The organism is Halomonas caseinilytica (genome assembly GCF_001662305.1).
In the GTDB taxonomy this organism is placed as follows: Bacteria; Pseudomonadota; Gammaproteobacteria; order Pseudomonadales; family Halomonadaceae; genus Halomonas; species Halomonas caseinilytica.
Genome location: NZ_BDEP01000029.1, coordinates 12,286 through 24,514 on the forward strand (window position 1 = coordinate 12,286; position 12,229 = coordinate 24,514).

20 protein-coding genes are annotated in these 12,229 nt (G+C 61.9%); all 20 read left to right on the plus strand.

Features of this window, described 5'->3' with window-relative positions; all coding sequences use genetic code 11:
* Window positions 1-14: 14 nt before the first annotated feature.
* A complete protein-coding gene (locus A9O65_RS16035) occupies window positions 15-284 on the plus strand; it encodes a hypothetical protein (RefSeq protein WP_064702659.1) in 270 nt (89 codons plus the stop codon).
* Window positions 284-475 carry a hypothetical protein gene (locus A9O65_RS16040; RefSeq protein WP_064702660.1) on the plus strand — a complete coding sequence of 64 codons (192 nt, stop codon included), beginning with the start codon at window positions 284-286 and terminating at the stop codon, window positions 473-475. The genes A9O65_RS16035 and A9O65_RS16040 overlap by 1 nt, the downstream gene beginning before the upstream one ends.
* Window positions 475-666: a hypothetical protein gene (locus A9O65_RS16045; protein WP_064702661.1), complete on the plus strand. Its 192-nt coding sequence runs from the start codon at window positions 475-477 to the stop codon at window positions 664-666. Before A9O65_RS16040 ends, A9O65_RS16045 begins: the two co-directional genes overlap by 1 nt.
* Before the next feature lie 234 nt (window positions 667-900).
* Window positions 901-1,347 carry a hypothetical protein gene (locus A9O65_RS16050; protein WP_064702662.1) on the plus strand — a complete coding sequence of 149 codons (447 nt, stop codon included), beginning with the start codon at window positions 901-903 and terminating at the stop codon, window positions 1,345-1,347.
* Window positions 1,344-2,657: a terminase large subunit domain-containing protein gene (locus A9O65_RS16055; protein ID WP_064702663.1), complete on the plus strand. Its 1,314-nt coding sequence runs from the start codon at window positions 1,344-1,346 to the stop codon at window positions 2,655-2,657. Before A9O65_RS16050 ends, A9O65_RS16055 begins: the two co-directional genes overlap by 4 nt.
* The gene (locus A9O65_RS16060) at window positions 2,657-4,009 is read left to right on the plus strand and encodes a DUF4055 domain-containing protein (protein WP_064702664.1); all 1,353 of its coding nucleotides are present in this window, start codon (window positions 2,657-2,659) and stop codon (window positions 4,007-4,009) included. The genes A9O65_RS16055 and A9O65_RS16060 overlap by 1 nt, the downstream gene beginning before the upstream one ends.
* Entirely contained in the window at window positions 4,009-5,142 is a 1,134-nt protein-coding gene (locus tag A9O65_RS16065) for a minor capsid protein (RefSeq protein ID WP_064702665.1), read from the plus strand. Before A9O65_RS16060 ends, A9O65_RS16065 begins: the two co-directional genes overlap by 1 nt.
* 9 nt (window positions 5,143-5,151) lie before the next feature.
* Complete coding sequence (locus A9O65_RS17405; protein ID WP_175473477.1) at window positions 5,152-5,304, plus strand: hypothetical protein; 153 nt, start codon at window positions 5,152-5,154, stop codon at window positions 5,302-5,304.
* Window positions 5,305-5,410: 106 nt separating this feature from the next.
* A complete protein-coding gene (locus A9O65_RS16070; protein WP_064702666.1) occupies window positions 5,411-6,133 on the plus strand; it encodes a hypothetical protein in 723 nt (240 codons plus the stop codon).
* Between the two features lie 11 nt (window positions 6,134-6,144).
* Window positions 6,145-7,110: a major capsid protein gene (locus tag A9O65_RS16075; RefSeq protein ID WP_064702667.1), complete on the plus strand. Its 966-nt coding sequence runs from the start codon at window positions 6,145-6,147 to the stop codon at window positions 7,108-7,110.
* 52 nt (window positions 7,111-7,162) lie between these two features.
* A complete protein-coding gene (locus A9O65_RS16080; protein ID WP_064702668.1) occupies window positions 7,163-7,420 on the plus strand; it encodes a hypothetical protein in 258 nt (85 codons plus the stop codon).
* Between the two features lie 72 nt (window positions 7,421-7,492).
* On the plus strand, window positions 7,493-7,681 hold the full coding sequence (locus A9O65_RS16085; RefSeq protein WP_139180719.1) for a hypothetical protein: 189 nt from the start codon (window positions 7,493-7,495) through the stop codon (window positions 7,679-7,681).
* Between the two features lie 3 nt (window positions 7,682-7,684).
* Window positions 7,685-8,065 (plus strand): DnaT-like ssDNA-binding protein, encoded by a 381-nt coding sequence (locus A9O65_RS16090; RefSeq protein ID WP_064702670.1) that lies wholly within the window; start codon window positions 7,685-7,687, stop codon window positions 8,063-8,065.
* A gap of 2 nt (window positions 8,066-8,067) precedes the next feature.
* Window positions 8,068-8,436: a hypothetical protein gene (locus A9O65_RS16095; protein WP_064702671.1), complete on the plus strand. Its 369-nt coding sequence runs from the start codon at window positions 8,068-8,070 to the stop codon at window positions 8,434-8,436.
* Between the two features lies 1 nt (window position 8,437).
* A complete protein-coding gene (locus A9O65_RS16100; RefSeq protein WP_064702672.1) occupies window positions 8,438-8,821 on the plus strand; it encodes a hypothetical protein in 384 nt (127 codons plus the stop codon).
* Window positions 8,818-9,249, plus strand: coding sequence for a phage tail terminator-like protein (locus A9O65_RS16105; protein WP_064702673.1), 432 nt, complete (start codon window positions 8,818-8,820; stop codon window positions 9,247-9,249). Before A9O65_RS16100 ends, A9O65_RS16105 begins: the two co-directional genes overlap by 4 nt.
* Before the next feature lie 74 nt (window positions 9,250-9,323).
* A complete protein-coding gene (locus A9O65_RS16110) occupies window positions 9,324-10,241 on the plus strand; it encodes a phage tail tube protein (RefSeq protein ID WP_064702674.1) in 918 nt (305 codons plus the stop codon).
* A gap of 163 nt (window positions 10,242-10,404) precedes the next feature.
* Window positions 10,405-10,902: a KilA-N domain-containing protein gene (locus tag A9O65_RS16115; protein WP_064702675.1), complete on the plus strand. Its 498-nt coding sequence runs from the start codon at window positions 10,405-10,407 to the stop codon at window positions 10,900-10,902.
* Window positions 10,903-11,038: 136 nt separating this feature from the next.
* Window positions 11,039-11,479, plus strand: coding sequence for a phage-derived protein YdaY family protein (locus tag A9O65_RS16120; RefSeq protein WP_139180717.1), 441 nt, complete (start codon window positions 11,039-11,041; stop codon window positions 11,477-11,479).
* Between the two features lie 314 nt (window positions 11,480-11,793).
* Window positions 11,794-12,177 (plus strand): DUF6173 family protein, encoded by a 384-nt coding sequence (locus A9O65_RS16130; protein WP_064702678.1) that lies wholly within the window; start codon window positions 11,794-11,796, stop codon window positions 12,175-12,177.
* Window positions 12,178-12,229 lie beyond the last annotated feature (52 nt).

Here is a 12,229-nt window from a genome sequence, read left to right on the forward strand (position 1 = left end):
GCGAGGTAGCAACCATGGCACGACTCAAGTTCGCCCGCCTCTACGACGCCGGGCAAGAGCAATACGACGTAGTGGAGTGCAGCCATTACAGCGTCTGCCGGTTTGCCGGCGGAGCTGCTGAGGTGACGGCCTACCCTGGCTACACCAACGAAGGTGGCGTGAGCCGCTACGTGTCGCACGAGCGAGATGACGGTTACCCCAACTGCTTCGTCGAGTCGGAATCGACAGGCAAGACCGTCGATGTGATCCGTGCGCTCGATGACCAGGTGGCCGAGGTGGCGTGATGTCAGTCACCGAATTCCGCCGCATGGACGCCATCACTCCCCATGGGGAGGCCGTCGGCCATCGGTTCGAGGCAAAGCTGCACGAGGCGATTCAGGAAGCAGAGGATGATGGCTTGGCGTATGCCCTGATCATCGCCTCACTGGCCCAGGCTCAGTGGTGGATGCATCAACGCTGCCAGGAGGGCGACTGATGCCCACTGTCACCAACATCGACGATCACCGCCCTCACCTATCGCTACAGACGCTGGACGGCAATGCCCACGCCATCCCCGTGGCGATGTTCCAGCGTATTGCGGATGGCATTCTCTCGGTGGATGACATCGACGACCGTGACCAGGTGCTCAGGGCTGTGATCAAGGACTGGCTGGAAACACTGGAGTGACACATGGCGAAACAGGCTGCTGCGGAGGCGGCGGTCAACGCCCGAGCTCCTCATTCAGCTGATCGGCTCGAGCTTGCGCCTCAGCGCGTGTGGCGTATTCCCCAGCCTTGTTCATTTCACTGATGCCGCGATCAGTGGCTTGCTGATCGGACATGACAAACCACTCGTCGCCTCTTTCACCTGCACGGACTACTACGTACATACGAGCCTCCAGATAAGAGCGAGATAACCAAGATGGCGCGCCCCACCAAGTACAAGGCCGAGTACGCCGAACAAGCTCGGAAGCTGTGCTTGCTGGGCGCCACAAACGAAGAGCTGGCCTCATTCTTCGAGGTAGGCATCACCACCCTAGAACGGTGGATCAAGGCCCACAAGGAGTTTCGGGGGGCCCTAAAAGACGGCAAGCGTATTGCTGACGCCGAGGTGGCTGACAAGCTCCACCAGCGCGCCACCGGCTACCGCTGGACTGAGCAGCAGGCCATCAAGGTCAAGAAGGACCAATACCAGGAGGAAGTCGAGATCGTCGAGGTGGAGAAGGAAGTGCCGCCCGATCCGACATCGATGATCTTCTGGCTCAAGAATCGCGACCCTGAGCGGTGGCGTGACAAACCGGCCAACGAGAGCGGCCCTGAAGACATGGCTGCTGCCCTTGCCCAGATAGCGGAGAAGCTGCCCGGATGAACCCTGCCCTCCAGCGACAACTCGACCGCTGGTACGCGCTGAAGGACATCCCGGAGCAAGTACGCCTGATCAATGAGCAGGTACGGTTCAAGGTCGTGCCTGCAGGGCGCCGCTCCGGCAAGACCGAGCGTGCCAAGCGGTATCTGGCCAAGCAGGCGATGAAGAACGCTGGCGAGATCTACTTCGCAGCGGCGCCGACGCAGGACCAGGCCCGCAAGATTTGGTGGGACGACTTGTGCGCCTTGACGCTCTCGGCCAGTCACCCCAAGGCGCCGAGGGTCAGTCCGCAGCCGGTGATCTTCCTGCCCAATGGCACCGAGATCCATGTGATAGGCCTGGACAAGCCGCAGCGCATTGAGGGCATCGCCTGGACAGGCGGCATCATCGACGAGATCGCCGACATCAAGGCCAGTGCCTGGGAAGCCAACATCCTGCCAGCGCTGAATACCGTCAGCCCTGAGCGTCCCGATTATCGGGCTTGGTGCTGGTTGATCGGTGTGCCGGATGGCCTGAACCACTACTACGAGCTCTATGAGTACGCCCGCGCCTCCGGCGACCCGGAGTGGGCGGCTTATCATTGGAAGTCGGCCGAGGTGCTGCCCCAGGACGTGATCGACTCCGCCAAGCGGGTCATGTCGCGCAAGCAGTACCTGCAGGAGTTCGAGGCCAGCTTCGAGACGGCCACCGGGCGGATCTACGAGGACTACAGCCAGGCGAACCACACAGGCGCTGTCATCGAGCCGCATGAGCAGCTCCTGTGGATGCACGACCAGAACTTCACGCCGCTATCGTCGGCTATCGGCGTGCGCCGTGGCGACGACCTCTACCTGCTGGACGAGATCGTGCTGGAAAGCGCCATATCCCGTCAGTCGGCAATAGAGTTCGTAGAGCGGTTCAAGGATCACCAGAACAAGCATGTGCTGGTCTACGGCGACCCCGCTGGCCGGGCTGGCGAGAAGCATGGTCACGCCTCGGATTACACCGAGATCGAGGACGTGCTGCGCGAGCATGGCTGGAAGTTCACCCGAAAAGTGAAGAAGAAGGCGCCGGCCATCAAGGACCGGCAGAACGCTGTCCGTGCCCGCATCTGCACCGCCGACGGTAAGCGTCACTTGTTCGTCAATCCGACGACTGCGCCCTGGTGCCACAAGGGCCTATCCACCGTGCAGCTCCAGAAAGGCAGCACGTTCCAGGAAGACCAGACGAACCAGTACCAGCACATCACCACTGCCATCGGCTACATGGTCCATGCCACGTGGCCCACTGATCGCGCCCCTGCGAAATCCGTCTCTGTACCAGGATTCCACTGATGCCCGTAACGACTCAGCACCCCGACTACACCGCTCACGAGCGCGAATGGGCCGTGATGCGCGACGCCTTGGAGGGCGAGGATGCTGTAAAGGCCAAGGGGATCGTGTATCTGCCGAAGACGGCGGGCCAGGAGTGTGTGGAGCGTCAGGAAGGCCAGGCGGCCGCGCACTTCTATCAGGCGTATCTCCGGCGGGCCAAGTACCCGCGCTGGGTGGCAGACGCTGTGCGCTCCATGATGGGGTTGGTGTCTCGCCTCGAGCCCGAGGCACGAATGCCGCCCCGTATGGCGTACCTGGAGGAAGCGGCGACCGCTGACGGGTTCGGCATCACCGACCTGTTTTTGCGCGTGGTGCGCGAGATCCTGACGACGGTCCGTATCGCGATTGTGGCGTCAGTCGATGATCGAGGACAGGCCTACGCAGCTCTCTATCGCGCCGAGGACGCTATCAACTGGAAAGAGGCCATCACGTCGGGTCGCCGCGACCTCACTCTGGCGGTACTGCGTGAAGCACGCGCCTCTGAAGACGAAGATGAGTTCGGGCACAAGACGGAGACCGTATACCGGGTGCTTGATCTGGATGAGGGGCGGTACCGCAAGCGCCTGCTGTCCGATAGCGGCCAAGTGCTCGAGGAGGTCTTCCCTTCCACCCGAGGCGTAGGTATTCAGTATCTGCCGGTGATCTTTGCTGGCTCGACCGACAACAACCCCGACGTGGATGAGGTGCCGCTGCTGACCATGGCACAGTCGGCCCTCAAGAGCTATCAACTCAGTGCCGACTACTTCGAGGCCCTGCACAAGACGGCGCATCCGCAAGCATGGGTTACCTCGCAAGAGGATGTCCGCATTGGAACCACCGGCCCAGGCACTCTCTGGCAGGCTGGCGAGGGCGCGGAGTTCGGTTATCTCGAGATCGCCGGCACGGGAATCGAGGCCACGCGCACGGCCATGCAGGATGAGCGCAATGCAGCTCTGGAAGCCGGCGCTCGGGTCGTGGATGCAGGCAGCCAGACCGAATCTGGCGACGCTCGCCGTGCTCGGCAGGACGATCAGCACGCCTCACTGCACAGCATCGTCAAGATGGCCGAGAAGGCGGTTAACCAGTTCATCGAGTATGCCAAAGACCTGACCAACACCACGGGCGATCACACATTCAGCGTCGTACCCGACTTCTCCGCCGTTGATGTCTTGCCGCAACTGGCCCAGCAACTGCTCAACTCAGCCATGGCGGGCTATACCTCGCCGGAAGCGTATTGGGAGTACCTGCGCACGGGCAAGGTGCCGGATCGGGACTACAGCACCGAGCGTCTGCATGTCGATAACCCGGGCGGTGTTGATGATGAGGCAGCGTGATGGCCGATACCAAGGAAGCCCGCGACGAGGCGCAGCGACGAGTCGTTGAGGCGCTGGCTCGCCACACCAGCTACCTGCATCGGGCCGCGACGGCCCAGGTCAATCGTATCCATGAGGTGATCGACGAACTGGGCCGCGAGCTGACCAATGAGCTGCATGATCGGCTCGATAACCTGACGCCTGCTGAGCTGTCGGCATTCGTCCAAGGCAAGTACACCACCGACCGCCTCAAAGGCGTTCGCAACCTGATCAACCGTTGGGCTGAGCGGCTGGGCGAGCGAATCGACGAGATCGCAGCCGCTGATTTCGAGGAGTTGGCCGGGCACGAAGCTAGCTATGCTCGCGACCTGCTGGCCAACGTTCTCGAGGGCGAGGTTCCAGCGGCGCCAACCGCTGGAGCGGCCTATGCGGCCGCAGCGAGCCAGCCCGTCCTGGGTGAGTTCGTCGAGGACATGCTGGCCGACATTCCGGCACAGACCCGGAAGCGCGTCTACAGCCGTATCCGCGAAGGTATCTCGGGCGGACAGACCAATGCCGAGATCATTCGGGCGCTGCGCGGCACCAAGGACATGCAGTTTCGGAACGGCCTGCTGCAGACGACCCGGAACGATGCGGAGCGAGTCGTCAGGACGGCGCGAGGACATATCTCGAATGTGTCCTACGAAGAGACGTACAAGGCGCTGGGCGTCGAGGAGGTCGTGTGGGTCAGCACGCTGGACGGCAGAACGTCCAAAATCTGCGCATCTAGGGATTCGCAACGTTGGCGTGTCGATGAGCAGCACCCTCGCCCGCCGGCGCACCCGAACTGCCGGTCCAGCCTGGCGCCTGCGTTCGATGGTGAGATCATGGGGCAGCGCCCCTACGTGCGTGCGTTCAAACCAGTCGGCCAGGTGCCGAAAAGCAAGCGCCCCGACGATATGGTTGGCCAGGTGTCCGCCAAGACCACGTATTCGGATTGGTTCGCTCGGCAGCCAGCCAGCTTTCAAAAAGAGTGGCTCGGCCCGTCGCGCTACAAGCTCTATCGCGATGGCGGTTACAAGATCGACCGGTTTGTTGATCCGAAAGGCGGGCAATACACACTTGAGGAACTACGGCAGCGAGATCGGGAGACGTTCGACGAGCTGTTCGGGTAAGCTGGGAGCATGGAACCATGCGATCCCCACTTCCTCGGATGGTGGCGCATCTGGCTCAAGCAGCAAGCCGGCATCGCCAACCTGCAGGATTACGCCGCCGCCACGATATTTTGGCAAATGAGCTTCGCCGCACAGCGCAAGCTCGGCGCCCTCGACGACTGACCATAGCCCGCCACTGAGCGGGCTTTCTCTTTTCAGGCCTCGCCATTCGGCGGGGCTTTTTTGTGTGACCCCGGCCAGGCCGGAAACCAGTCTCAAGGAGACGACCATGCCCTTTGACGTAGACCTGAACGAACTCGGCCTCGAGCTCGATGAAGAGCAAGCCGCCAAGGTGAAAGAAACCCTGGAGGCCAAGCATCAAGAGGCGCTGGACAACGAGGTCACGGGCCTCAAGTCCAAGCGTGACGAGCTGCTGGATGCTCAGCGCAAGATGAAGGATCAGCTCAAGCAGTACGAAGGCATCGACCCGGAGCGCGCCCGACAGCTCGAGGAGCAACTGGCGCAGTCCGAGGAAGCCAAGCTGATCGCTGACGGCAAGCTGGATGAGGTCATCAATCAGCGCACCGAGCGGATGAAGGCCGAGTACGATCGCCAGCTGCAGGAAGCCCAGCAGACTGCCGAGCAGGCCAAGTCCTTCGCTGACCGCTTTCGTGGTCGCGTGATGAGCGACGAGATGCGCCGTGTGGCCGAAAAGACTGGCATGCGCCCCGAGGCCGTCGAAGACGCCGTCCACCGTGCCAGCAACCTGTTCGAGGTCAACGATGAAGGGGCTGTCGTCCCGAAAGAAGACGCTGGATATGACTCCCAGGGCAACAAGCTGACCCTTGAGTCATGGGTAGAGTCTCTGAAAGAACCCGCACCCCACCTGTTCCATCAGCCCGAGGGGCTGGATCTACCGGGCGGGGGCCGCTCCTCAGCGCCAAGGGCGTGGCAGGAAGCAAAATCCACCAAAGACAAGGTGGAATACCTGAAACGTCAACGCAATCAATGAGGTAACGCCCTATGGCACTCTCCACCATGCAAGTCTTCAACGACTTCATGTACCGAGCCGCTACCGAGACCATTCGGCAGCAGATCGAGCTGTTCAACGGCGCCACCAACAACGCCCTGCAGCTCCGCACCACCGGTAACACTGGCGATTTCGCCCATGAAGTCACCTATTCCGCCATTTCGAACCTGATGCGCCGGCGTAACGCCTACGGCTCCGGCTCCGTGGCGGCAACCAGCATCGGTCAACTGGATCACGTGGCCGTCAAGATCGCGGGCGGCACCGCGCCGGTCGAATTCGAGCCCAACCAGTTCACCTGGATTCAGCGCAACCCCGAGGAGGCTGGCGTCGTCATCGGCGAGCAAGTCGCCCGTGGTGTCATCGCCGACGAGGTGAACACCGCCATTCTGGCGCTGGTGGCCGCAATGTCTGGCAATACCGACGTGAACCATGACGCCACCGCCGGCACCCTGAATCTGGCGGCCCTCAACAAGGGTGCGGGCAAGTTCGGCGACCGGATGATGGACATCAACACTTGGGTGATCCACTCCAAGGCGATGACCGACCTGTTCGACAACGCGCTGACCAACTCCAGTCGCCTGTTCGAATTCGGCACCGTGCGCGTCACCGAAGATGGCTTCGGTCGCCGCTTCGTCATGACCGACTCTCCCGGGCTGTATGTGCCCGAGGCCGACGGCGCAGGCACCGACGACAACTACAAGACCCTCGGCCTCGCCACTGGCGCCGCCGTTGTCGAGGACAACGACGACTACTACGGCACCATCGAGGAGAAGACCGGCAACGAGAACATCCAGCGGGTGTTCCAAGCGGAGTACACCTTCAACCTGGGGCTCAAGGGCTACAGCTGGGATACCGCCACCAAGTCGCCGGATGACTCCGCGCTGGGCACTGCGGCCAACTGGTCGAAGCTGGCCACCAGCAACAAGGATACCGCTGGTGTGCTGATCACCAGCCTGTGATCCACCTGGGCGGCCCTAGGGTCGCCCTCATTCATAGCCCGGGAGCAACAGCATGGAATTCGTTTACACCACCCGCACATCAGGTTTCGAGTCTGGCAAGCAGTATCGCAACCCCCGTTTCTTTGACCGCCCCGATCCCAAGGCCACAAGCGTGGTGATCGAGGGTGAGTGGCCGGCCATCAAAGCCGCCTACGAGAAGGCTGACGTGAAGGTCGAGGTGAAAGCCCCGGCCAAGCAGAAAACAGGCTCAGGCGCCCAGAAAGCCCCGGCCAAGCAGGCCTCGACGCAGGCAGAAGCTCCGAAGGAGTAACCCATGCCTCACATACTCTTCAAAACTGACGGCACTCCCGAGACCTGCGTTCTTCAGCAGGATGGCCAAGACATGAACTTCGTCACTGGCCTGACATTCCGGCAGGATGCCGAGGGGCTTTCCCGCGCTGAGATTGAGTACGGCGGGGCCGCCTTCCAAGTCGAGCATGCGGATGCCGAGATCACCTGCGTCAGCACTGGCCTTGGCGAAGACGAGGAGCGCGCCGTCCTGGCCTACCTGCAGAACAAATACCGGGAGTAACCCATGCCCACCTACGTCACCAAGGCCGATGTCGATGCCGAGCTCGGGGCGGGATGGGAAGGCACAGCCGACCCCGAGCGTGCCGTCCGCCAGGCCAACGTCTGGCTCTCGACGCACCTGAGCGGTCGCGAGTTCGACACCGTGCCGGCTGAGGTCGTTCAGGCCGGTGCCGAGCTGGCCCGCCTGTCTGCCGAGGGCACGCTGTATGCCGACTCCGAGGGTGACGTGAAGCGGGAGATGGTCAAGGCCGATACCGTGGAGGTTGAGACCGAGTTCATGGACGGTTCTCGCCCTACAGTCGGCGCCCTCTCCTACGTGCGCGACCTCCTTCGCCCTTGGCTGTCGCCCTTCGGCGGTTCGGTGTCGATGCTCAAGAGGCTCTGACGATGATCCGCGACAAAGTCCAATCGAAGGTCGCCAAGGCGTTCGACAGCAAGCTGGCCGATGCTGTGCGGCCGTTCGCCGGCCAGCGAGAGGTGGTGGGGGAATATGACCCGACCACAGGCACCTCCACGACCGTCGTCGCCTACTCCGGCCGGGGCGTTTTCGGCTCATTCCGCCGGGAAGAGATCGATGGCCAGCACATTCTCAGCACCGACGAGAAGCTGACCGTGCTGCAGTCCGAGCTCACGCTCGACAGCGACGACAGCCCGGCGACACCCCAGGTCGACGACGAGCTCGACGGCAAGACGGTGAAAAGCGTCGGGCAAGATCCGGCCAGCGCGACGTGGACGATTGGTCTGCGGAGGACGTGACATGGGATGGAGCAAATCGCTGACCGGCTTTGCCCGGCAGGTAGAGCAAGACATCTCGGCCCGGCAGCGAGAGATGGTGCTGTTCGCATTGCAGCAGCTCATCCAGCACTCGCCGGTCGATACCGGGGCCTACCGCGGGTCGCACCTAGTGACCATCGACAGTACCGATGAGAGCAGCGTGCCGGAGCCGGACAAGAGCGGCGACCGAGTGCGACGTGATGCCGAGCAGGTCATTGCCGCGGCGGAGGGCAAGCCGTTCAAGGCGGTCACCATCCAGTCGAACATCGCCTATGGCGAATCCATCGAAGACGGCCATTCCCAGCAGGCGCCGCAAGGCGTCTACGCCCTGGCCACCAACAACACTCGGGAGCGGTACGGCGGATGATGGGATTCGAAGACATTCGGCTGGCCGTTGAGACGCGCTTGGCGACATGGGACGGCGTGCCGGTGGCGTTCGACAACACGAAGACGCCCGCCCCCGATGACCCGAGCGACCAAAGAGCGGTGACAGAGGCCGTCAGGAACAAAGAGCCCTGGGTGCGATTGACTATCCAGCATGGCGACAGCCTCACCGCTGGCATCGGCTCACAGCCCTGCGTGCGGCGTACCGGGCTGATCCAATGCCAGGTCTTCACCGATCACCCATCGCCGACCGGCAGCGCCGAGGCCGCCCAGATCGCCGACTCGCTGGCCGCACAGCTCCAGTATTGGCAGAACGGCCACCTATCAACTCAGGCCGCCAGCGTCCGCCGAGGCGGACCGACTGACGGCTGGTACCTCTACATCGTGAGCGTGCCATTCCGCGCTGACTGACACCCCGCTCCAACGGACACCCACTCGCCGCCTCCGGGCGGCTTTTTTGTGCCTGAAACCACGAGGTAAACGCTATGTCATCCGGCTCTCGCGTTCGCATCTGCCGTCGTCCCGCAGGGTCGACAGATCCATGGCAGATCCTCCGCACTACCGGCGACTCGCTGACCGTCGCCACCGACACCACCCGCTCCGAGGAAATCCGCGACGACCGCACCCGGGGCGACCAAAAGACCATCATGATCAACCCGAACGGCACCGTGAACTTCGAGTTCTCGGCGGCCAACTTCGATTCGATCCTGTCGTCCGTGCTGGCCGGCTCTTGGGCTGTCGATACCCCGGTCGCTGGTACGGATCAGCTCGTCAATGGCACCGCTGAAACCCGATGGGACTACCTCAAGTCCTACATGGACCTCGACGAGCACATCCTGATCTCCGATGCCGTCGAGAGCCAGTTGCAGCTCAGCGGCAACTCTGGCGAGAAGGTTACTGGCCAAGTCACTCTGATGGGCCATGGCCACGATGACCAGTATGACCCCAGTGCCGACACATTCACCGAGCCGCAAGACACGGTAATCATGGATATGTCCAACAACCTGCACACCGTGCGAGTTGATGGGGCCGAGCCGGCTTCGGGCGTCTGCCTGAAAGGCTTCGACATCACCATCAGCGGCAACTTCCAGTCCGATCAGTGCTCCGGCAGCCAGTACCAGGTGCACACCCCGGGCAGCTTCGACATCACTGGGTCGGTCAACTTCCGGTTCTCGTCCCAAACGCTCGAGTACTGGCGCAAGGCGGTCAACAGCACTCCCATCGCGCTGGACTGGACGCTTTCTGAGGGCGGCACTTCATATGTCCCGACGCTGCCGCGCATCTTCCTGTCCGGCGACCTGCCTGGCGGCAGCCTCGACAGCATCCTCGACCTCAGCCTCGACATCACCGCCGCCCGCGACACCAACGCCGTGATGATGTCGGTTGACCGCACTGTGGCGTAACCGCCACCCCAAGCCCTGGCATCCGCCGGGGCTTTTCATATCCGCGCCATGCCCGGCGCAATCACCGTAGAGCCTCATCAGAAACGAGCTTCGGAGAGCATCAGTTGTTCTCTACGGGGCTGGTGTTCTGGGCAACGAGGCTCGTTTCTATGAGGTAACTCCGATGAGCAACATCATCCCCTTCCCCTATCAAGGCCAGACAGTTCGATTCAGCGTCGACGGCTGGATCAACGCTACGGAGATCGCCAAGCGCCATGGTAAGCGCCTGGACCATTGGCTCGAGAATGCTGAGACACAGCGCTATATGGAGTCTCTGGCTCGCCACCTAAATACCCCTGATTCCGGGTATTTGATTCGGGCCAAGCGAGGGCGCGGTGGCGGCACATGGCTGCACCCCAAGCTGGCAGTGGCCTTCGCCCGCTGGATCGACGTCGATTTCGGCGTGTGGGCGGACATGCAGATTGACGCTCTCCTCCGCGGCGATGTCAGCGTTCGGCAGCGCTTCGAAGAGGCATGCGCCCAGCTCGAGGACCGTCGCAGCCTCGCCAGCGAACAGGGGCGCGGCCTGGCTCAGTGGCGGCATGAGAAAGAGTCCCTTGAGCGCCGCGTCGAATACTGGCGCGACCAGCTTCAAATGACATTGGCGCTAGACGCCGCCTGAGCCCGCCCAAAGCGGGCTTTTTCGTGTGCGGGCTCCGGCCCCACTGCCCCGGTCGTTGTCGTCCGTGACGATCGGGGCATCTATCCCAACGGACGAATTCACAACGGACCAAGAGGTACACCCTATGTCATTCCGCATGGATAAGTTCGACGCTGACAAGTTCACCGAAGGCGAGTGGGCCACCATTGAGGGCGGTGAGTTCAAGATTGCCCGGATGAACAACCAGGTTTATCGAGATGCCCAGCGTCGGCTCGACAAGGAATTCCGCAAGAAGTACGGCGACGAGCTGACGGCGGCCCAGGAAGATGAGAAGGAAGCCAAGCTGGTGGCCGAGGGCTTGCTGCGCGACTGGTCTGGCATCGAGGCCCAAGACGAGAACGGCGAGCTGGTCTCCGTCCCCTACTCTCTCGAGAACGTGGCCACCTTGCTGCGCAACCGCCCCGACGTGATCCCGAAGATCGCCCAGAAGGCCGTTGACCTCGAGCGGTTCGAGACCAAGGAGGTCGAAGATCAGGCGGGAAAGCGCAAGCCTTCCTCCGCTGGCAAGCGCAATTCCAGCGACCCGGAAAAAGCCTAGAGGAAGCGCAGGCCGAGTACCGGGAGGACTGCGAGTTCTTGGGCGTCGAGTACGACGCCCCTGAGCTGGATGCTCGCACGCAGTTCTGGATGAGCGCGTTCCGAATACTCCACCGCACCAGGCCGCCAGCCATGGGCGGACTGAGCAACATCAATCCAGTCACTATTCTGGATTTGTCTGAGAAGTTGCGGTGGCCATGCGAACCGGATGAAGCGTTGTCCGTGATCATGGCGATGGATGACACCTGGGTTGAGATTGAAGGGTCGAAAAGGAAGGGATAGCCTGTCGTAACACCCGTCGCCCAGGAGTGATAGATGTCGCTACCGCCGCTCGATCCCCCTCCGATGCAACAATTCATGCGAGAGCAGCAGCAGTTTCAAAAGCAGATGAGGGAGCATCATGTTCCCGTGGAGCCAATTGCCAGACGACTCCAGGAGCAGGTCAGAGCTTTTGAGGCCCGCCTAAACCCAGATGAAGAAATTGGACTGTGGCTTGTGTCATTCGGTCCAGACTTCGTCTTCCATGCCAACAAGATCAGAATTGCGGCGCCATCTCTCATAATCTTTGAGGGTGTTACGTCCGAGGGGGAGCAGATGGAGCTTGTTCAGCACCATTCGCAGATGAATATTCTCTTCAAGGCGGTAAAGCGTCGGGAAGATTCCCCAAGTAACCCTATCGGGTTCATCTGGGACGGCTAAAGCCATCCCTGCCAGTAATGCTGGATGGGCGGGGCTCTTCATCTATTTCAGT

What these genes read in the sequence shown, in the direction of transcription:
- A9O65_RS16085 (WP_139180719.1), top strand. Translation starts at nt 7,493, where the DNA reads ATGAACTTCGTCACTGGCCTGACATTCCGGCAGGATGCCGAGGGGCTT.
- A9O65_RS16120 (WP_139180717.1), top strand. Translation starts at nt 11,039, where the DNA reads ATGGATAAGTTCGACGCTGACAAGTTCACCGAAGGCGAGTGGGCCACC.
- A9O65_RS16130 (WP_064702678.1), top strand. Translation starts at nt 11,794, where the DNA reads ATGTCGCTACCGCCGCTCGATCCCCCTCCGATGCAACAATTCATGCGA.
- A9O65_RS16105 (WP_064702673.1), top strand. Translation starts at nt 8,818, where the DNA reads ATGATGGGATTCGAAGACATTCGGCTGGCCGTTGAGACGCGCTTGGCG.
- A9O65_RS16100 (WP_064702672.1), top strand. Translation starts at nt 8,438, where the DNA reads ATGGGATGGAGCAAATCGCTGACCGGCTTTGCCCGGCAGGTAGAGCAA.
- A9O65_RS16090 (WP_064702670.1), top strand. Translation starts at nt 7,685, where the DNA reads ATGCCCACCTACGTCACCAAGGCCGATGTCGATGCCGAGCTCGGGGCG.
- A9O65_RS16065 (WP_064702665.1), top strand. Translation starts at nt 4,009, where the DNA reads ATGGCCGATACCAAGGAAGCCCGCGACGAGGCGCAGCGACGAGTCGTT.
- A9O65_RS16070 (WP_064702666.1), top strand. Translation starts at nt 5,411, where the DNA reads ATGCCCTTTGACGTAGACCTGAACGAACTCGGCCTCGAGCTCGATGAA.
- A9O65_RS16115 (WP_064702675.1), top strand. Translation starts at nt 10,405, where the DNA reads ATGAGCAACATCATCCCCTTCCCCTATCAAGGCCAGACAGTTCGATTC.
- A9O65_RS16060 (WP_064702664.1), top strand. Translation starts at nt 2,657, where the DNA reads ATGCCCGTAACGACTCAGCACCCCGACTACACCGCTCACGAGCGCGAA.
- A9O65_RS16045 (WP_064702661.1), top strand. Translation starts at nt 475, where the DNA reads ATGCCCACTGTCACCAACATCGACGATCACCGCCCTCACCTATCGCTA.
- A9O65_RS16055 (WP_064702663.1), top strand. Translation starts at nt 1,344, where the DNA reads ATGAACCCTGCCCTCCAGCGACAACTCGACCGCTGGTACGCGCTGAAG.
- A9O65_RS16040 (WP_064702660.1), top strand. Translation starts at nt 284, where the DNA reads ATGTCAGTCACCGAATTCCGCCGCATGGACGCCATCACTCCCCATGGG.
- A9O65_RS16110 (WP_064702674.1), top strand. Translation starts at nt 9,324, where the DNA reads ATGTCATCCGGCTCTCGCGTTCGCATCTGCCGTCGTCCCGCAGGGTCG.
- A9O65_RS16050 (WP_064702662.1), top strand. Translation starts at nt 901, where the DNA reads ATGGCGCGCCCCACCAAGTACAAGGCCGAGTACGCCGAACAAGCTCGG.
- A9O65_RS16035 (WP_064702659.1), top strand. Translation starts at nt 15, where the DNA reads ATGGCACGACTCAAGTTCGCCCGCCTCTACGACGCCGGGCAAGAGCAA.
- A9O65_RS17405 (WP_175473477.1), top strand. Translation starts at nt 5,152, where the DNA reads ATGGAACCATGCGATCCCCACTTCCTCGGATGGTGGCGCATCTGGCTC.
- A9O65_RS16080 (WP_064702668.1), top strand. Translation starts at nt 7,163, where the DNA reads ATGGAATTCGTTTACACCACCCGCACATCAGGTTTCGAGTCTGGCAAG.
- A9O65_RS16075 (WP_064702667.1), top strand. Translation starts at nt 6,145, where the DNA reads ATGGCACTCTCCACCATGCAAGTCTTCAACGACTTCATGTACCGAGCC.
- A9O65_RS16095 (WP_064702671.1), top strand. Translation starts at nt 8,068, where the DNA reads ATGATCCGCGACAAAGTCCAATCGAAGGTCGCCAAGGCGTTCGACAGC.